The 18,682-nt window shown below is 69.0% G+C and carries 16 protein-coding genes; 8 read left to right on the top strand and 8 right to left on the bottom strand.

The genetic code is table 11. The features are described from left to right. Positions 1 to 5: 5 nt before the first annotated feature. The 4 genes from AC1U89_RS06405 to AC1U89_RS06390 form a co-directional block, all read right to left on the bottom strand. On the bottom strand, positions 6 to 1,328 hold the full coding sequence (locus AC1U89_RS06405) for a spinster family MFS transporter (protein ID WP_479898892.1): 1,323 nt from the start codon (positions 1,326 to 1,328) through the stop codon (positions 6 to 8). 90 nt (positions 1,329 to 1,418) lie between these two features. Next, entirely contained in the window at positions 1,419 to 3,665 is a 2,247-nt protein-coding gene (locus AC1U89_RS06400) for a TonB-dependent receptor (protein WP_479898891.1), read from the bottom strand. Between the two features lie 201 nt (positions 3,666 to 3,866). Beyond that, a complete protein-coding gene (locus AC1U89_RS06395; protein WP_479898890.1) occupies positions 3,867 to 4,589 on the bottom strand; it encodes a TetR family transcriptional regulator in 723 nt (240 codons plus the stop codon). A gap of 78 nt (positions 4,590 to 4,667) precedes the next feature. After that, on the bottom strand, positions 4,668 to 5,225 hold the full coding sequence (locus tag AC1U89_RS06390) for a DUF2306 domain-containing protein (protein WP_479898889.1): 558 nt from the start codon (positions 5,223 to 5,225) through the stop codon (positions 4,668 to 4,670). 87 nt (positions 5,226 to 5,312) lie between these two features. On the opposite strand from AC1U89_RS06390, the gene AC1U89_RS06385 reads away from it, so the two are divergent. Together AC1U89_RS06385 and AC1U89_RS06380 are read left to right on the top strand one after the other, a co-directional pair. Beyond that, entirely contained in the window at positions 5,313 to 6,107 is a 795-nt protein-coding gene (locus AC1U89_RS06385; RefSeq protein WP_479898888.1) for a LytTR family DNA-binding domain-containing protein, read from the top strand. A 38-nt stretch (positions 6,108 to 6,145) separates the two neighbouring features. Then, positions 6,146 to 6,532, top strand: a complete 387-nt coding sequence (locus AC1U89_RS06380; protein ID WP_479898887.1) for a hypothetical protein — start codon at positions 6,146 to 6,148, stop codon at positions 6,530 to 6,532. A 93-nt stretch (positions 6,533 to 6,625) separates the two neighbouring features. On the opposite strand, the gene AC1U89_RS06375 is transcribed toward AC1U89_RS06380, so the two are convergent. The 3 genes from AC1U89_RS06375 to AC1U89_RS06365 all read right to left on the bottom strand — a co-directional run bounded on the left by AC1U89_RS06375 (position 6,626) and on the right by AC1U89_RS06365 (position 12,596). Next, the gene (locus AC1U89_RS06375; protein ID WP_479898886.1) at positions 6,626 to 8,557 is read right to left on the bottom strand and encodes a methyl-accepting chemotaxis protein; all 1,932 of its coding nucleotides are present in this window, start codon (positions 8,555 to 8,557) and stop codon (positions 6,626 to 6,628) included. Between the two features lie 298 nt (positions 8,558 to 8,855). Beyond that, positions 8,856 to 11,762 carry a DNA polymerase I gene (polA, locus tag AC1U89_RS06370; RefSeq protein WP_479898885.1) on the bottom strand — a complete coding sequence of 969 codons (2,907 nt, stop codon included), beginning with the start codon at positions 11,760 to 11,762 and terminating at the stop codon, positions 8,856 to 8,858. A 33-nt stretch (positions 11,763 to 11,795) separates the two neighbouring features. Further along, positions 11,796 to 12,596 carry an isocitrate lyase/PEP mutase family protein gene (locus AC1U89_RS06365; protein ID WP_479898884.1) on the bottom strand — a complete coding sequence of 267 codons (801 nt, stop codon included), beginning with the start codon at positions 12,594 to 12,596 and terminating at the stop codon, positions 11,796 to 11,798. Between the two features lie 283 nt (positions 12,597 to 12,879). Here AC1U89_RS06365 and AC1U89_RS06360 point away from each other — a divergent pair, with 283 nt between their 5' ends. The 3 genes from AC1U89_RS06360 to rplS all read left to right on the top strand — a co-directional run bounded on the left by AC1U89_RS06360 (position 12,880) and on the right by rplS (position 14,278). Further along, positions 12,880 to 13,074 carry a hypothetical protein gene (locus AC1U89_RS06360; RefSeq protein WP_479898883.1) on the top strand — a complete coding sequence of 65 codons (195 nt, stop codon included), beginning with the start codon at positions 12,880 to 12,882 and terminating at the stop codon, positions 13,072 to 13,074. A gap of 67 nt (positions 13,075 to 13,141) precedes the next feature. Then, positions 13,142 to 13,879: a tRNA (guanosine(37)-N1)-methyltransferase TrmD gene (gene trmD, locus AC1U89_RS06355; RefSeq protein ID WP_479898882.1), complete on the top strand. Its 738-nt coding sequence runs from the start codon at positions 13,142 to 13,144 to the stop codon at positions 13,877 to 13,879. A gap of 3 nt (positions 13,880 to 13,882) precedes the next feature. Next, on the top strand, positions 13,883 to 14,278 hold the full coding sequence (gene rplS / locus AC1U89_RS06350; protein ID WP_479898881.1) for a 50S ribosomal protein L19: 396 nt from the start codon (positions 13,883 to 13,885) through the stop codon (positions 14,276 to 14,278). Between the two features lie 345 nt (positions 14,279 to 14,623). Here the strand turns inward: rplS and AC1U89_RS06345 are convergent, their stop codons facing one another. Then, entirely contained in the window at positions 14,624 to 16,186 is a 1,563-nt protein-coding gene (locus tag AC1U89_RS06345) for an MFS transporter (RefSeq protein ID WP_479898880.1), read from the bottom strand. Positions 16,187 to 16,310: 124 nt separating this feature from the next. On the opposite strand from AC1U89_RS06345, the gene leuC reads away from it, so the two are divergent. Genes leuC through AC1U89_RS06330 form a run of 3 tightly spaced genes read left to right on the top strand, consistent with a single transcriptional unit; the run spans position 16,311 to position 18,666 of the window. Further along, positions 16,311 to 17,753, top strand: a complete 1,443-nt coding sequence (gene leuC, locus AC1U89_RS06340; protein WP_479898879.1) for a 3-isopropylmalate dehydratase large subunit — start codon at positions 16,311 to 16,313, stop codon at positions 17,751 to 17,753. Next, a complete protein-coding gene (leuD, locus tag AC1U89_RS06335) occupies positions 17,753 to 18,361 on the top strand; it encodes a 3-isopropylmalate dehydratase small subunit (protein WP_479898878.1) in 609 nt (202 codons plus the stop codon). The genes leuC and leuD overlap by 1 nt, the downstream gene beginning before the upstream one ends. Further along, the gene (locus AC1U89_RS06330; RefSeq protein ID WP_479898877.1) at positions 18,361 to 18,666 is read left to right on the top strand and encodes a putative quinol monooxygenase; all 306 of its coding nucleotides are present in this window, start codon (positions 18,361 to 18,363) and stop codon (positions 18,664 to 18,666) included. Before leuD ends, AC1U89_RS06330 begins: the two co-directional genes overlap by 1 nt. Positions 18,667 to 18,682 lie beyond the last annotated feature (16 nt).

The following is an 18,682-nucleotide window of genomic DNA, read 5'->3' as shown; positions in this document are numbered from 1 at the left end:
TCAGTCTAGTCGACCCAGTCCTTGGCCAGCCGTCGCGAGGCCAGGAAGAACAGCAGGGCCGCGACCAGGTAGAAGCCCATGCCGGTATAGATCGACCAGCGCAGGGATTCAGCCCCGAACGTCGGCTTCAACAAGTCCGAGACCAGGCCGAAATAGTAGGTGCCGACGGCGATCCCCAGCAGATTGTTGATCAGCAGGAACAGGGCCGAGGCCGTGGTGCGCATCGGGGCCGGGGCCAGGTGCTGGACCGCGGCGGTGATGGGGCCCAGCCAGGCCAAGTTCAGCCCCGTGGGGATCAGGAAGATCGCGAAGGCCACGGCCAGGGCCGCGCTTCCGCCCATGCCGCCGACCAGCGACCCGCTGTTCATGGCCAGCAGGAAGCAGGGCACAGAGATCAGGAAGGCCACGGCCGGGGTCAGGGGATAGCCGGCCTTCGACTTGGCCCCCAGCCGGTCGGCCACCGCCCCGCCCAGCCAGATGCCCAGCAGGCCTCCGAAGAAGGCGATGCCGGAATAGTACCAGGCGGTCTGGCTCAGGGTCAGGCCCAGGCTGCGCATGAAGAACGACGGCAGCCACAGGGCCACGCCGTAGCCGCAGACCGAGGACGAGGCCGCGCCGAACGAGAGGAGCCAGAAGCTGGGCTTCTTCGCCAACACCCCCACCACCTCGCCCAGCGGCGCGGCGGGCGCCTGGACGGTGGTGGTGTCGCCGGCCGCCATGTCGGCCCCGCCCCGGCGCGGGTCGCGCACGACGAAACGGAAGACCGGGGCCAGGGCGACGCCGATGATCCCGACCACGATGAAGGCCGTGCGCCAGCCGAAGTGCACGGCCAGCAGGCCGCCCACCAGGGTCCCGGCGGCCGTGCCCAGCGGGATGCCGAACGCGTAGGCCGCCAGGGCCCGGGCGCGCTGCGACTTGGGGAAATAGTCAGCCAGCATCGAATAGGCCGGCGCCACGCCGCCCGCCTCGCCGATCCCCACGCCCATCCGCGCCAGGAACAGCTGCGAGAACCCGCCCGCGAAGCCGCACAGGGCGGTGAAGCCGCTCCAGAGGGTCAGGGCGGCGGTCATGATCCACACGCGGCTGAAGCGGTCGGCCAGCCAGGCGATCGGGATGGCCAGGGTCGTGTAGAGCAGGGCGAAGGCCAGGCCGCTCATCAGGCCGAACTGGCCGTCGGTCAGGCCGAACTCCTCCTTGATCGGCTTGGCCAGGATGCCGAGGATCTGCCGGTCCAGGAAGTTGAGCGTGTAGACCAGGATCAGCATGGCCAGCACGACGTAGCGATAACGCGAGCCGGGCGGGGTCTTCTGGGTCTGTGCGTCGCTCATCGGGTTCCGCCGCGATTCGTGAGGTGGACAAAGAAACGGCGGCGGCCCGTTTCAGCAAGCCGCCGCCGGATAGTCGAGGTTCGGGGAAGTCTAGAACTTGACCTCGAGCGAGGCCGAGTAGGTGCGCGGCGGGCCGTAGAAGCCGATCACCGAGTTGTTGTAGGTCGGGACGCCGAAGTTGTAGCCGCCGGTGCGATAGCGCTCGTCGGTCAGGTTCTTGCCGGCCACCGAGATCCGATAGCGGCCGCTCTCGGGCGCCCAGCTGGCGGTCAGGTCCACCAGGGTGAAGGCCTTCTGGTCCAGCAGCGGCAGGGGCTGTTCGAACTGCTGGTAGTCGTCGCGGTAGCTGACCATCGGCGTGATCGTCAGCTCGCCGCCCGCCACGTTCCCGCGCCAGGTCAGGCTGACATTGCCCGTCCATTGCGGCGTGTTCTGGAAGCCGTAGAGGTCGGCCACGTTGACGATCTGGCCGCCGGCCGGGATCGTCTGCGACGGGTTGACCGGGTTGGGCGCGCCAGCCGGCACGAAGCGGCTGAAGGTGTCGTACTTGGCGTGGATGTAGCCCAGGGCCACAGTGCCCGAGAAGTGCTCGTCGAACACCGCCTTGGCTTCGAATTCGGCGCCGTACAGGGTGGAGGCGCCGGCGTTGTCGACCGAGCTGGCGATGCCCGAGGGCACGACCACCTGGGTGGTGACCTGCTGGTCCTTGTACTTGGACAGGAACACGGCCGAGGCGAACGAGACGCGGCGGTCGAACAGGTCGCCCTTCAGGCCCGCCTCATAGGCGTCGACGGTCTCGGGATTGTAGCCGTTGACGGTCTGCGGGGTCAGGAAGGCGTCGCCGCGCATGTCCCAGCCGCCCGACTTGTAGCCCTTCGAATACGAGACATAGGTGTTCAGGTCGTCGGTCAGCTCGTACGAGGCCGACAGGCGCGGGGTGAATTCCTCGAAGGTCTTCTCGGCGCTGTAGTTGGTGCGCACCTGCAGGATCGGGCGCGGCGTCCCGCCCTGGTAGGGCGAGGGCGTCGCGCCGAGATAGAAGAAGCGGAAGGTGTTGCTGCGCTTGTGGTCGCGCGTGGCGCGGGCGCCCACCGAGACCTTGAAGCGGTCGGTGAAGTTGGCGCTGACGTCGAAGAAGGCCGCGAAGCTCTGGGTGCTGACCTTGCCGCCGTCGGCGATCGAGACGCCCAGGTTGCCGGCGATGGTGTCGAACTCGCCCGAGGCCTGGCTGTTCATGTAGTAGAGGCCGAACACGCCCTGGATAGTGTCGTCCGAATAGACCGCCTGCAGTTCCTGCGAGAACGACTTGTCGTCGTAGGTGGCCGGCACGTCCAGGGTCGGCAGCGGGGTGCCGTCGAAGTCGATCAGCGTCTGGGTGTGGCCCTTGCGGCCGGCGGTGATCGACTTGAAGGTCAGGAACTCGTTGGCGTGGTACTCGCCGGTCAGCGACAGGCCCTCGGTCTCGACCGAGTTCTTGTCGCCCAGGCCCGCCTGGGTGTCATAGACGTCCAGCACCTTGTAGCCGCCGACCAGGGCCGGCAGCTCGCGGTGGCCGTGGCGGGGATTGGAGTCGTCCTCCACCTTGTCGTAGGCCAGGCGGAAGAACAGGTCGTCGGTGGGCTTGTATTCGGCGCTCAGGCGGATGGCCTGGACGTCCTTGTCGTAGTGCTCGGCGCCGGTGGTCAGGTTCGTGCCGTAGCCGTCGCGCTTGTAGAGGGCGTAGGCGCCGCCCACCGACAGGCCGCCGCCGACCGGGGTATGGCCTTCGACCAGCAGGTCGGTCTGGTTGTAGCTGCCGTAGGTGCCGCGGACCTTGCCGCCGGCCTCGTCGCCCAGGCGGTTGGTCACGTACTTGATCGCGCCGCCGATGGTGTTCCGGCCGTACAGCGTGCCCTGCGGGCCGCGCAGCACCTCGATCCGCGAGACGTCGAACACGTCCAGCACCGCGCCCTGCGGGCGGTAGATGTAGACGTCGTCGACATAGAGGCCGACGCCGGGCTCGTAGCCCCACAGCGGGTCCTGCTGGCCGATGCCGCGGATGTAGGAGATCAGGGTCGAGTTCGAGCCGCGCGCGGTCTGCACCGTGATGTTCGGCACGGTCTGCGACAGGGTGGTGATGTCGTTGGCGGCCTGGCGCTCCAGGGTCTCGGCGCTGAAGGCCGAGACGGCGACCGGCACGTCCTTGAGGGTCTCCTCGCGGCGGCGGGCGGTGACGATCAGTTCCTCGACCTGCACCGCGTTGGCGCCGGCAGGCGCGGCGTCCTGGGCGGCCACGGTCGTGGCGGCGGCGGACCAGGCCGCGCCGGCCAGCAGCGCGAGCTTGAGCATCGTCTTCATTTGGGTTTCCCCTCCCCTTGTGCGTTCCGTCCCGTGCCGGACAGGTCCGTTCAACGGACGCATTTCCCGGCTTTCGCGAATTCATCGGCCCGCGAATTGGATAACACTGTCACCCAGACGGAAGCTTTGCGCCAGCCTTTTTTCACCAAGTGATGAAATGAAGGTCAGACGACTGGTCAGCCTACTGACAAGATTGGGGAATCAGCCCTGCGGGGCGCGGGCGATCACCGCCTCGAAGCCGGCGGCGCAGTAGGCGAACAGCCTGGCGCGCACGGCCCCCAGGTCGCTGGAATGGCATTCGCCGCCCGACAGGGAGTCGATACGTCCGGTCTCGGACAGGGCCAGCATCATCGAGCCGGTCAGGAACTGGTAGCTCCAGTAGAGGTCGCGGTCCTGGGCGTCCGGACGGACCACCTTCAGGGTGTCGACCAGGCGGTGGACGACGGGGTCGAAGAACCGCGCCATGGTCTCGCCGCCCCAGGCCGGGGTGTTGTTCACCTGGGCCACCAGGGCGAAGTAGCTCTTCCACCCCTGGCCGCCGTCCTGGGAGATGCGCAGCAGGGGCTCGATGAAGGCCTCGATCACCCCCTCGACGGTCATCGATCCGGGGTGGCTCTTCTCGTAGGCGTCCATCGACAGCACCCGGGCGCTGTTGAGGATCTCGGCCCGGCGCAGGAACACCGAGTCGAACAGCTCGCGCTTGGCGCCGAAATAGTAGTGGATCAGGGCGGTGTCGACGCCGGCCTCGGCGGCGACCTGGCGGATGGTCACCCCGTGGAAGCCGTGGCGCGCGAACAGGCCCTCGGCGGCGTCGAGGATGGTCTCCTTCAGGTCCCGCCCCGTGGCCTTGGACGGACGGCCCCGCCCCGCCGACTTGGGGCGCGGCGCCGGCTGAGCGCGAGGGGCTCGAACTTGCGAGGTCATGTTCCGTGGTCCGCGCGTTGCTTGACCGTTCGTAGGCCTCTCGGCGCGGCCCTGGCAAGCGCGGCGCGTTCCGGGGGCTCAGCCGAACACGACCTGCCACATCAGCCGGCCGGGCACGAAGGCGAAGGCGCCGGCGATCAGCAGGCCGCCGACGAACAGGCCCGTCATCGTCCGGCCGTGCAGGCGGACGTTATGCTTGCGGGCGGCGAACACGCCCATGGGCAGGGCGATCAGGGTCCAGCCGGCGAATAGGTGCAGGAAGCTGAAGCCCCCGGCGTTGGCGCGGTGGATGAACAGCGACGAGATCGCCGCCGTGGCCATGGCCGTCACCCAGATCCAGCCCAGGGTGCGGTGGACGGTGTTGCCCTTCAGGCCCAGCATCAGGGCGATCCCGATCGCCAGGGCGATGCTGACCGCCGCCACGTGGACCTTGATCTGGATCGGCGCCGTCGCCAGCAGCCCCAGGTTCGGGGCGTGCAGGTGGCCCTTCATGTGCAGGAAGCCCGCCAGCACCGCGGCCGGCCCGCGCCCCTGGGCCGCGCCCACGGCCAGCACCAGGGCCACGGTCACCGCCACCCCGATAAGCAGGGCGCGCAGAAAGCGGCGTGGACCGATTGACAGGCTGGCGTCGGACATCTTGTTTCTCCCCGAAGCGATCGCGCCGGACTGGGGCGATCAGGTCGGGTCCGGCTTAGGATCGATGGCGGCGGGGGTCATCCGAAGGTGCGTGAGACAGCGTCGGCAGTTCGTGAACGGCGGGCGGCCGCCATTGGCGAAGCGCCAACGGCCACCTTCCTGAAGAGCTATCTGCGGCCGCTGGTCGTGGCGGTGATCGCCGGCGTCTTCCTGGCCCTGATCGGCGCCCTGGGAACGGGCGACACGCCCCTGGTCCCGCGCCTGGCCTACTGGATCGGCCTATCGTCGCTGGGCGCGGTGCTGGGCACGACCGTGGCCCAGGCGGTCGGCGGCCTCTGGCCGGGCCTGGCCGCGACCTGGTGGCGGGCCCTGATCATCGTGGCCGTGCTGACGCCGCTGTTCACGGTGCTGGTCTGGGTGGCCGGAGGCCGCGCGCCGCTGACGCTCCAGGTGGCGGCGACCTATTTCGGCATCACCCTGGTGATGACCAGCGGCATGACGGCCCTGATGACCCTGGCCACCCGCTCGGCGGTCCAGATCACCCACGCCGCCCCGCCCGAAGCGCCGCCCCCGCGCTTCCTCGAACGCCTGCCGCCGCGCCTGCGCGGCGGCGAGATCTACGCGGTCGAGGCCGAGGACCATTATCTGCGCCTGCACACCTCCAAGGGCCAGGACCTGATCCTGCTGCGGCTGTCCGACGCCGTGGCCGAGCTGGAGGGCATCGAGGGCGCCCAGACCCACCGCTCGTGGTGGGTGGCCAAGGCGGCGGTGCGCGACGCCAAGCGCGGCGACGGCCGCGCCACCCTGACCCTGACCAGCGGCGTCGAGGCCCCCGTCAGCCGCGCCTACGCCCGGACGCTGCGCGAGGCGGGCTGGTACTAGGGGACCTACACCAAGGTCCGCGATTCCAAGGAGTTCCGATGGCCAAGATCGTGGTGTTCGCCGTCACTTCCGTGGCGCTGCTCATGGCCCGACCGCAGGCCGCGACCGTGCCCGTCTGGGACGGAAGCTTGGCTCCGCCGAAGTCAGTGGAAGGCGAGATTTGCAACCTCGCGGTCATCACGGCTGGAAAGCCGATCGCCGTTCGGAACGGTCCCGGTTCCGGCTATCGAACGGTCGCCACCCTTTCCGTCGGCGCAACGGTCTACACTTGCAACGATTGGGGCAGGCATTGGACGGGCGTCGCCTATCGATCACCGGATCGCTCCTGCGAAGGCGCCACCCCCGATGGCATCGATATCCGCCTGACGCCTCGATGTGGATCCGGATGGGTTCCCACGAACCGGGTGGAAATCCTTTCCGGCTGAGGCGACAGCGCCGCCTACTTCCCCAAAAGAAAAAGGCTCCCCGGGGGACAAATCCAGGGAGCCTCTCCTATCCGATCGTCGAGGGGACGCCGATCAGAACTCTTCCCATTCGTCGACCTTGGTCGCGAGGGCGGTGTTTCCATGCGAGACCGGCGCGCTGGCGCGGCCCGGGCGGACGGCGGTGGCGGGACGAGCCGGAGCGTTGCGGCGGGCGGGCGCGGCGGCCACGGCCTCGGCGCCCAGCTTGAAGCGCGACACCAGGCCGGCCAGCTCGCCCGCCTCGCCCTTCAGCGAGTGGGTGGCGGCGGTGGCTTCCTCGACCATGGCGGCGTTCTGCTGAACGACCTGGTCCATCTGGTTCACGGCGCTGTTGACCTGGTTCAGGCCGGTGGCCTGCTCGGTGGCCGAGGCCGAGATCTCGGTGACCAGGCTGTCGATGGCGGCCACCTGGTCGACAATGCGCTGCAGGGCCTGGCCGGTCTGGCCGACCAGGTTGACGCCGGCCTCGACCTGCTGGGTCGAGGTGGAGATCAGGGTCTTGATCTCCTTGGCGGCTTCGGCCGAGCGCTGGGCCAGGGCCCGCACTTCCTGGGCGACCACCGCGAAACCCTTGCCCGCGTCGCCGGCCCGGGCCGCCTCGACGCCGGCGTTCAGGGCCAGCAGGTTGGTCTGGAAGGCGATCTCGTCGATCACGCCGATGATCTGGCTGACCTGGTTGGACGAGGCCTCGATCTCGGTCATGGCGCTGACCGCCTGGCTGACGATCTGGCCGGACTTCTCGGCGTCGCCGCGGGCCGTGGCGACCACGGACGAGGCCTCCTTGGCGCCGGCGGCGGTCTTGCGGACCGTGGCGGTGATTTCGTCCAGAGCGGCGGCGGTCTCTTCCAGCGAGGCGGCCTGCTGCTCGGTGCGGCGCGACAGGTCGTCCGAGGCCGAGGCGATCTCGTCCGAGCCGCTGCTGACGCCGCCGGTGGCGACCGAGATGGCCTGCATCGCCTCCTGCATGCGCTGGGCGGCGGCGTTGAAGTTGGACTTCAGGCTCTCGGCCTTGGGCGAGAACGGAATGGTGATGCGGTGGGTCAGGTCGCCGCCGGCCAGGCGGTCCAGGGCCTCGTTCAGGGCGCCGATATTGACCGCGTCGCTGCGCTCGACCTGGGCCTTCTCGTCGGCCACGGCGGCGCGTTCGGCCTCGGTGGCGGCGCGCTGATCGGCGGCGGCGCTCTCCAGGCGGATCTTCTCGAGCGCGGCCTGCTTGAAGGTCTCGACGGCGGCGGCCATCTGGCCGATCTCGTCCTTGCGGCCGGCGGCCGGGATGGCCACGCCGTTGTCGCCCGAGGCCAGGCGGCGCATGGCGGCGGTCATGGCCGCCACCGGGCCGGCGATGCCGCCGCTCAGCAGCAGGCCGCCCGCCACGGCCATGGCGATCGTCACGCCGATGCCGATGACCAGGGCCAGGGTGGTCTCCAGCGAGGCCTTCTTCTGGGCGGCGGCCTCGGTGGCCAGCACCGCTTCGGAATCCTTGCTGATGGCCTCGATGGCGTTCTCGACCGGCTCGACGGCCTTGTCGGCGACGCCGTCGTGCTTGACCAGCTCGACCGCCTGCGGACGGGTGGCCGGATCACGGCCCAGGGTCTCGCCCGGCTCGATGGCCTGGGCGCGGTAGTTGGCGTAGGCGGCCTCGACGTCGGCCACGCGCGCCAGGTCGGCCTGGTCGCCGTCGGCCAGCTTGCGCAGGTCGCCCAGGGCGGCCAGGAACTTCGGCTTGTGGGCCTCTTCCAGACGCTTGACGTAATAGTCGTCGCCCGACAGCAGGAAGCCGCGCAGCGAGTTCTCCTGGCGGGTCAGGCGGAAGGCGGCGGTGTCGGCGGCCCGCAGGGACTCGTAGGCCCGTTCGGTGCGCGCGACCGAGCCCTCATAGTCCATCTGGTTGATGAAGAGCGTGACGCCCATGACCACGATCGTGGTGAGCATTACGGCGAACACAGCCAGCAGCTTGTGCGGAATTTTCAGGTCGCCGAAGTTCATAGCCACGCTCCATTGAGGTCGCGACGCAAAACTTCATGGACCACGGGTATTTAGCAGCAGCCTTGAAGCACGCGTCACTCGAGCCATCACTGGGGCGTCAAGGTTTCCACGACATTAACTGTACTGTGGCGCAACGTCGCACCTCTATATTCTATTCCTCGATAATAACTGCGTTCTCCGAAATTACTCTTATTCAAGATTGTATTCATGGAGTGATGGCGCGCCTCGCGTTGCGGAAAACCACCTCAAGTGGCGCGCCCGCATCCGGCGAAAAATCCGCCGGACACGTCGCCTTTTCCTAGTGGGCCTCGTCCCAGTTGGCGGCGGCCCGGGCCTCGACCGTCAGCGGCACCGAGATGGCCACCGCCGGCTCGGCCGCGCCCTGCATCACCTCGCGCGCCACCGCGATGGTGGCCTCGGCCTCGGCCTCGGGAGCCTCGAAGACCAGTTCGTCGTGCACCTGCAGCAGCATCTTGCTGGACAGGCCCGCGGCCTTCAGCGCGCCCGGCATGCGGATCATGGCCCGGCGCATGACGTCGGCCGCCGCGCCCTGGATCGGGGCGTTGATCGCCGCCCGCTCGGCGAACTGCCGGTGGGCCACCGACTTGCCGCCGATGTCGGGGATGTTGATCTTGCGGCCGAAGATGGTGGTGACGTAGCCGTGCTCGCGCACGAAGGCCTTGGTCGCCTCCATATAGGCCTGGATGCCCGGGAAGCGCTCGAAATAGGTCTTGATATAGGCCCCGGCCTCGCCCTGCGGGATCGACAGCTGGTTGGCCAGGCCGAACGCGCTGATGCCGTAGACGATGCCGAAATTGATGGCCTTGGCCCGGCGGCGCACTTCACTGGGCATGCCCTCGATGGGCGTGTTGAACATCTCGGACGCGGTCATGGCGTGGATGTCCAGGCCTTCCTGGAAGGCCTTCTTCAGCTGGGGGATGTCGCCGATGTGGGCCAGCAGGCGCAGCTCGATCTGGCTGTAGTCGGCGCTGATCAGCACCTTGCCCGGCGCGGCCACGAAGGCCTTGCGGATCTTGCGGCCCTCCTCGGTGCGGATCGGGATGTTCTGCAGGTTGGGGTCGGACGACGACAGGCGGCCCGTCGTGGTCGCCGCCAGGGCGTAGGAGGTATGGATGCGGTTGGCCCCGCCCGGCGCGATCGCGGCGATCAGGTTCTCGGTGTAGGTGCCCTTCAGCTTGGACAGCTGGCGCCAGTCCAGCAGCACGCGCGGCAGCTCGTGCTCGTTGGCCAGGGCCTCCAGCACGTCGCTGTCGGTGGACCACTGGCCCGTGGCGGTCTTCTTGCCGCCCTTCAGCTGCATCTCGCCGAACAGCACGTCGCCGATCTGCTTGGGGCTGCCCAGGTTGAACGGCCGGCCGACCAGCTCCTGGGCCTTGGCTTCGAACTCGGCCATGCGCATTGAGAACTCGTTGGAGAGCCGGCGCAGGGTGTCGGGATCGACGCGGACGCCCTCGTTCTCCATGGCCGCCAGCACCGCCGGCAGCGGACGCTCCAGGGTCTCGTAGACGGTCAGCAGGCCCTCGCGGGCCAGGCGGGGTTTGAGCACCTCGTAGAGCCGCAGGGTGACGTCGGCGTCCTCGGCGGCGTAGGCCGTCGCCTGGTCCAGGGTCACGTGCTTGAAGCTGATCTGGCCCTTGCCGCTGCCCGCGACCTGCTTGAACGGAATGGGCTTGTGGCCCAGCCACAGCTCCGACAGCTCGTCCATGCCGTGGCCGTGCAGACCGGCCTCCAGCACGTAGCTGATCAGCATGGTGTCCTCGACCGGACCCACGGCGATCCCATGGCGGGCCAGGACGGCGATGTCGTACTTGGCGTTCTGGGCCACCTTCAGCACCGCCGGGTCTTCCAGCAGCGGCTTGAGCGCGGCGATCGCCTGGTCCAGCGGGATCTGCTCCAGGTCGGCGGCGGCCTCCAGGGCCAGGCCTTCCTTCTCGCAGTGGCCCACCGGGATGTAGCAGGCCTCGCCGGGCGCGATGGCCAGCGACACGCCGCACAGGCCGGCCGTGGCCGAGGACAGGGCGTCGGTCTCGGTGTCGAACGCCACGATCCCCTTGGCCGTGGCCTTGGCGATCCAGGCGTTCAGGGTCTCCAGGTCCTGGATGCGGACATAGGCCGCGTGGTCGATGTTGGCCGGCTGGGCCACCGGATTGGCGGCCGCCCGGGCGGCGGCGCCCATGTAGGAGACGCCCAGCACCGGCGCGGTCGGGGTGCTGACGGGACGGTCGAGCGTGCGCGGCGCGGCCGCGGCGTTGCCGTCGCCGACCCGGCGGGCCAGCGACCGGAACTCCATCAGCTCCAGGAAGTCGGCCAGCACCTGCTTGTCGGGCTCGCGCACCACCAGGTCGTCGATCGGCTCGGGCAGCGGGGTGTCGCAGTCCAGCTTGACCAGCTGGCGCGACAGCCGGATCTGATCGGCGAATTCGATCAGGGTCTCGCGGCGCTTGGGCTGCTTGATCTCGCCGGCCCGCTCCAGCAGCGTGTCCAGGTCGCCGTATTCGTTGATCAGCTGGGCGGCGGTCTTGATGCCGATGCCCGGCGCGCCCGGCACGTTGTCGACGCTGTCGCCGCACAGCGACTGCACGTCGACCACCTTTTCCGGATAGACGCCGAACTTCTCGAACACCTGCTCGCGGTCGATGCGCACGCCCTTCATCGGGTCGAACATCGACACGCCTTCGCCGACCAGCTGCATCAGGTCCTTGTCGGACGAGACGATCACCGCCTCGCCGCCCAGGTCGCGGGCCTTGCAGGCATAGGCGGCGATCAGGTCGTCGGCCTCGTAGCCGGGCAGCTCGATGGCCGGCACGCCGAAGGCGCGGGTGGCCTCGCGGACCAGCGGGAACTGCGGGATCAGGTCCTCGGGCGGCGGCGGGCGGTGGGCCTTGTACTGGTCATAGAGATTGTTGCGGAACGTCTTTTCCGAGTGGTCCCAGATCACCGCCAGGTGCGTGGGCGCGTCGCCCTGCATGTCGCGCATCAGCTTCCACAGCATGTTGCAGAAGCCCTGGACGGCGCCCACCGGCAGGCCGTCGCTCTTGCGGGTCAGCGGCGGCAGGGCGTGGTAGGCGCGGAACAGATAGGCCGAGCCGTCGACCAGGAACAGCCGCACGGCGGGGCCGTCCTGGGTCATCGGGCGGTCTGCTTCCGGAGCAGCGGCGGAATCGGGCGCGAGCGTGTCGGTCATGGCCGGGAAGATAGGCGGTCGAGGGCGACCCGCCTAGCCGAACCGGGCGTTCAAATCGGGCAGTCCCTGGCTCGACCCCGCGTAGCCGGTGGTGTCGCCGTCGGCCAGATAGGTCCGGGTCGCCGTCAGCATGGCGCCGTAGGCCGCGCGGAACGGGCCGGTGGCCGAGCTGAGGCGGCGCACGCCCAGTTCCGCCAGGCGCTTGGCCGACGGCATGCCCGGACGGCCCATGGCGTTGACCGGCAGGGCGATCCCCGCGGCCAGTTGGGACAGCAGGTCCTCCTCGATCGGCATCGGCACGAAGATCCCGCTGGCCCCGGCGTCCTTGTAGAGGGCCGCGCGGCGCAGGGTCTCGGCCAGGGCCGCCTCGCCCTCGGCCAGGTTGGCCAGATAGACGTCGGTGCGGGCGTTGATGAACAGGTCGACCCCCGCACCCTGGGCGGCGGCGCGGGCGGCGGCGACCTTGCGGGCGTGCAGGTCCGGATCGCGGCGGCCGTCCTCGAGGTTGATCCCCACCGCCCCGGCCTCGACCACGGCCTTGACGGTCTCGGACAGCTCGCCGAGGTCGTCGGTGTAGCCGCCCTCGATGTCGGCGGTCAGCGGGACCTTGATGACCCGGGCGGCGCCGGCGATCACGTCGATCAGGGTCGCGACCGGCAGGGCGTCGCCGTCGGCGTAGCCCCGGCCCCAGGCCACGGCCGCGCTGGAGGTCGCCACGGCCTTGGCCCCGGCGTCCTCCATCAGGGCGGCGCTGGCCGCGTCCCAGGCGTTGGGCAGGAGCAGCACGTCCGGGCCGGCGTGCAGGGCGTGGAACTGGTCGGCGGTCGTGGTCATGGCGGCGGCTCCGATGGCTCTGGCGAGCGGACTATCCAGCAATCCAGCCCTAGTCGTCTCGCGAAAATCGGACCTTGATGACCCGCTGCTGACAGCCGGTGGCGACAGGCGCCCGCCGGTGCGGCGGACGCCGAAATATGGCCGACGCGTCGTAATGCCGCCTTGGCGAAGTCCCATTGGCTGGCCTAGAGGCAAGAGGTTCGCCAGGGCCGCAAAAAACGGGAACCTCCCCCTCTCCCGGGCTTTGGTTTGAACGACCCGAAACACAGGAAGACCCTGGCCCATGGTTTCATGGAAGAAGATCCGCGTCGGTACGGCGCTTTTCGCCGCCACCCTGACCACCGCCGGCGTGCTGGCCGTGGCCCCCGTGCATCACGTCGCGCGCCCCGCCGACATGACCAGCGAGCCGGTCAAGCTGACCCCGCCGCTGATGCCCGCCGAGGCCGGCAAACCCCTTCCCAAGACCATCCTCACCTAGGGGAGAGGGCCAAGCCCGTTCTCCGGGCCCTCTCGTTTTTGGAGCGTTTGGGCGCTATGGAGCGCCCATGCCGTTCACCGCCACCGTCCTGACCATGTTCCCCGAGGCCTTTCCCGGCCCGCTCGGCGTCTCGCTGATCGGCACGGCCTGGAAGGAGCAGGACCTGTGGCGATTGGAAACACTGGACATTCGGGGGTTTTCCAAGGATAAGCGCGGCTTCCTCGACGACACCCCCGCAGGGGGCGGCGTTGGGGCCGTACTCAAAGCGGACGTCATCGCCGCCGCGCTGGACAGCGTGGACCTCGGCGGGCGGCCGCTTTTGTACATGAGCGCCCGGGGTCGGCCCCTGACCCAGGCGCGCGTCAAGGAGTGGTCGAAAGCGCCGGGCGTCATCGTCCTGTGCGGCCGTTTCGAGGGGGTGGACCAGCGGGTGCTCGACGCCCGGGGGTTCGAGGAGGTCTCGGTCGGAGACGCGGTTCTCGCTGGTGGCGAGGCGGCGGCGATGGTCGTGATCGAGGCGTGCGTTCGATTGGCTCCAGGGGTTCTGGGCAATTTCGAGAGCACGCAGGAAGAAAGCTTCGAGGACGGCCTCCTCGAGCATCCGCAGTACACGCGACCGCGGACGTTCGAAGGCTTGGACATCCCCGAGGTGCTGCTGTCGGGCGACCACAAGAAGGTGGCCCAGTGGCGGCGCGGTATGCGTGAAGAGACCACCCGCGAGCGGCGTCCAGACCTCTGGGAAGCGCATCTCGCCAATCAACAGGCAAAAGGCGACCCGAAAACGGGTAAGCCCAAAGGAGACTAGACCATGGCCAAGAACATCATCGCCGAACTCGAGCAGGAAGAAGCCACCCGTCTGCTGACGGCCCGCGCGATCCCCGACTTCGAACCCGGCGACACCCTGCGCGTCAACGTGCGCATCAAGGAAGGCGAGCGCGAGCGCGTCCAGGCCTACGAGGGCGTCTGCATCGCCCGTCAAGGCGGCGGCGTGCACGAGAGCTTCACCGTCCGCAAGATTTCGTTCGGCGAAGGCGTGGAGCGTCTGTTCCCGCTGCTGTCGCCGAGCATCGAAAGCATCGAGGTCAAGCGTCGCGGCGTCGTCCGTCGCGCCAAGCTGTACTACCTGCGCGACCGTCGCGGTAAGTCGGCCCGGATCGCCGAGCGTTCGAACGTCCGCAAGACCGAAGCCGCCGACGCCGAATAAGGCTCGCGACCTTCGCGATGAACGAGGCCCCGGCGGAGACGCCGGGGCCTTTTTCTTTGGGCGTTTCAGGGCTGCTTCCGCCCCCCTTCAAGACCTCGTTTTTCCAAGGCCGCCCAAGGGCCCGCATGGTCAAGCTATTGTGCAACCACACGAATATATTGACAAAACGCCGTTCTTTAGTGTTTGGTAAACGCACCCCCACCGCTTTGCGACGGGCTTATAGACCGCCCCCTTGCTAGGGAGTGGCCCTCTTCGGAAACGGCGTCATGGCCACCGAAGGAAATGCGATATGAGGGCGCGCCGAAAACAGATGGCGCGCCCTCTTTGCGTCTGGGCGTGTCCCCGTCATCTGACCGTCACGCGACGTTGAGGTCGCCGCCGCTTGGGCGGCGGCGCGGCCTGGCGGGCGTCGCGGCGGTCGCGCATCCGCTGCAGCCGCTTGCGCACCCGCTCGTCGCGCAGCACGGCGGCCGGCACGTCGGTCAGCATCCTCAGGCCGGCGATCGGCGAGACGTTGCGCACGTCGCGCCGGGCCTGGGCCAGCACCTCGCCGACCATCACCCGGCTGTCGATCTCGCCCGCCTCCTTGACCATGGCCAGGCGGTGCAGGGCGTAGAGGCCCAGGATTGCGGCGATCAGGAAGTAGAAGTCCCAGTTCGACACCCGCAACGGCATCAGGGTCAGCACGTCGCCGGGGCTGGTCCAGCGGACCAGGATCTCCAGCCGGCGGGCGGCGAAGAAGTCGGCGAACACCCCGCCCAGCAGCGGCGCCAGGCCCGCCGCCGCCGAGCTGATCAGGGCGTTGGCGGCGATATAGGCCGTGGCCGAGCCGCGCGGCGACAGCTTCAGGGCGATGTTGCCCGACGACAGGGTCACCCCGGCCGTCGCCAGGCCCATCAGGGCGTGCAAGCCCACCAGATAGGCCATCACCCAGAACCGGTCGTGGATCTGCGAGGCCCCGACCATCGCCGCGATGCAGGCGATGAACAGCGGGGCGGCGACGGCCAGCACCGACTTGTTGGCGAACTGGTCCGACAGCAGGCCCCACGAGCGCAGGGCCAGGACGTTGGTGGCCTGGCTGACCACGCTGAGCACCACCACGAAGGTGACCGACAGGCCCAGCTGCTTGACGAAGAACACCGTGAAGAACGGCGTGGCCAGGTTCACCGCGAACTGCCAGCTGGCCAGGAAGGCGATCAGCCGCCGGAAGTTCTCGTCCTTCAGCGGCGCGCGCAGCAGGGGCAGCAGCTTCACCCGCTCGGCCGGGGCGGGCATCTGCGGCTCGGGCGTCAGGGCCAGCTCGCGGCAGCTGAGCAGTCCCGCCAGGAAGGCCGCGCCGTACAGGCCGGCGAACATGAAGGGCCGCAGGAACGAGCCTTCCGGCGCCCGGTCCAGGGCCACGGCGGCGGCCAGGCTGGCGATCAGGCCGACGATCGTGGCGTTGATGGTCCGCTTGGCGAAGATCTGGCCCATCCGCTGCTCGGGCGCCAGGTCGCGGACCCAGGCGTTCCAGGCGCAGCCGCCGAAGGTGGCGATCCCGCAATAGAAGACCTGCAGGGCCACCAGTCCCGCCAGGGCCGGCTTGCCGCCGCCGGTCAGGGCCAGCAGGGCCATGCCGACCAGGGCGCAGCGGCTGATCAGGCTGGCCAGCACCGAGATCCGCTTGCGGGTCCGCAGCCCCTCGACCATCAGCACCCCGGGCAGCTGCAGCAGCTGCACCCAGAAGGTGATCGCCGCCAGCAGGCCGATGGTGGTGTTGGAGGCGCCCAGCTGAAGGGCGAAGGCGGTGAGGATGACGCCGCTGGTCACGGCCGTGACCGCGTTGGACCAGCCGGCCTCCCGGACCAGATGTCGCAGGCCGCGCTCGCGGTCCTCGTCGCTCAGGCTGGGCGTGGGGGCAAGAAACATGCGCAGCAAGGCCTTTGCTTGCGCCCGGCGAGGCAGGTTTGCCCTGCTTCCGGCCGACGGGCGTGAATTTTCGGCGTTTCCTCGCTTTACGCGCCCGCTGTCAGGGCCTAAGTGCCCGGGTATCATGACCCGCGCACCGAAGACCCTCTACGACAAGATCTGGGACGCTCACGTCGTCAACGAACAGGACGGCGAAGCGATCCTCTATATCGACCTGCACCTCATCCACGAGGTGACCACGCCGCAGGCCTTCGCGGGCCTTCGCGCGGCCGGCCGCAAGGTGCGCCGGCCCGACCGCACGCTCGCCGTCGCCGACCACAACATCCCGACCGAGGGCCAGGCCAAGGGCGTCGACGCCGTGGCCGACGACGAGGCGCGCCTGCAGCTCAAGACCCTGGCCCGCAACGTCGAGGACAACGGCATCGAGTTCTTCCCGATGGGCGACATCCGCAACGGGATCGTCCACGTGGTGGGTCCCGAGCAGGGCCGCACCCAGCCGGGCATGACCATCGTCTGCGGCGACAGCCACACCTCCACCCACGGCGCCTTCGGGGCCCTGGCCCACGGCATCGGCACGTCCGAGGTCGAGCACGTCCTGGCCACCCAGACCCTGCGCCAGGAGAAGGCCAAGAACATGCTGGTCCGCGTCGACGGCCAGCTGGGCCCCGGCGTCACGGCCAAGGACGTGGCCCTAGCCGTGATCGGCGAGATCGGCACCGCCGGCGGCACCGGCTATGTCATTGAGTTCGCCGGCCCGGTGGTCCGCGACCTGTCGATGGAAGGCCGCATGACCCTGTGCAACCTGACCATCGAGGGCGGCGCCAAGGCCGGCCTGGTGGCGCCGGACGACAAGACCTTCGCCTACATCCAGGGCAAGCCCTCGGCGCCGAAGGGCGCGGCCTGGGACATGGCCCTGGCCTACTGGAAGGGCTTCGTCAGCGACGAGGACGCCCATTTCGACCGCACCGTGGTCATCGACGGCTCGGCCCTGGTCCCGATGGTCACCTGGGGCACCAGCCCCGAGGACGTCATCCCGGTCACCGGCAACGTGCCCGACCCGGAAAGCTTCGCCACCCCGGACAAGCGCGCCGCCGCCCACCGGGCCCTCGACTACATGGGCCTGAAGGCTGGCCAGCCGATCAGCGAAGCCCGCATCGACCGCGTCTTCATCGGCTCGTGCACCAACAGCCGCATCGAGGACATGCGCGCCGCCGCCGCCGTGGTGCAGGAGGCCTTCCTGCACGGCCGCCTGGTGGCCGAGCACGTCAAGGCCATGGTCGTGCCGGGCTCGGGCCTGGTGAAGGAGCAGGCCGAGGCCGAGGGGCTGGACGCCATCTTCAAGGCCGCCGGCTTCGACTGGCGCGAACCGGGCTGCTCGATGTGCCTGGCCATGAACCCCGACAAGCTGGCTCCGCAGGAGCGCTGCGCCTCGACCAGCAACCGCAACTTCGAAGGCCGCCAGGGCCGCGCCGGCCGCACCCACCTGGTCTCGCCGGCCATGGCGGCGGCGGCGGCGATCGCCGGCCACCTGACCGACGTGCGGGCCCTGTTCGAGGAGACGAACTGATGCAGGCCTTCACCCGTCTCGACGGCCGCGCCGCCCCCCTGTCGCTGGCCAATATCGACACCGACCAGATCATCCCCAAGCAGTTCCTCAAGACCGTGGAACGCGAAGGGCTGGCCAAGGGCCTGTTCTACGACTTCCGCTTCGACGGCGACGGGAACGAGATCGCCGACTTCGTGCTGAACCGGCCGGAGTACAAGGGCTCGTCCGTGCTGATCGCCGGCGACAACTTCGGCTGCGGGTCGTCGCGCGAGCACGCCCCGTGGGCGCTGATGGACTTCGGGATCCTGTGCGTGATCTCGACCAGCTTCGCCGACATCTTCAACAACAACTGCTTCAACAACGGCCTGCTGCCGGTGGTGCTGAAGCCCGAGGAAGTCGCCCAGCTGATGGACGAGGCCAAGGGCGGCAACCACATGGTCAGCGTCGACCTGACGGCCCAGACCGTGGTCTCGCCTTCGGGCAAGAGCTTCCACTTCGACATCGATCCCGTCCGCAAGGACAAGATGCTCAAGGGCCTGGACGCCATCGGCGAGACCCTGCAGCACGCGTCCGACATCGACGTGTTCGAGAGCAAGCGGGCGCTGGACCGGCCCTGGCTGGAAGCCTGATGGCCACCGTCATCCTGGCCGGCACGATCCGCGTCGCGCCCGAGCGCCTGGCCGAGCTGCGCCCGCATCTGCGAGCCCAGGTCGAGGGCAGCCGGGCCGAGCCCGGGTGCCTGGACTACGCCCTGACCGAGGACCCGCTCGATCCGGGCCTGATCCGGGTCTACGAACACTTCGTCGACGAAGAGGCCTTGGCCTTCCACCGCGCCGCCCCGCACATGGCCGCCTGGCGCGCCTGCTGGCCCGAGCTGGGCGTGGGCGAGCGCCGCATGTCCGCATTCGACGTCTCTGACTACCGCGAAATCTGATCTAGAGAGCCTTCCA

Source organism: Caulobacter sp. 05T431 (assembly GCF_056665975.1).
The sequence above is the reverse complement of the archived record's forward strand: the minus strand, read 5'-3'. Positions and strand labels throughout refer to the sequence as shown.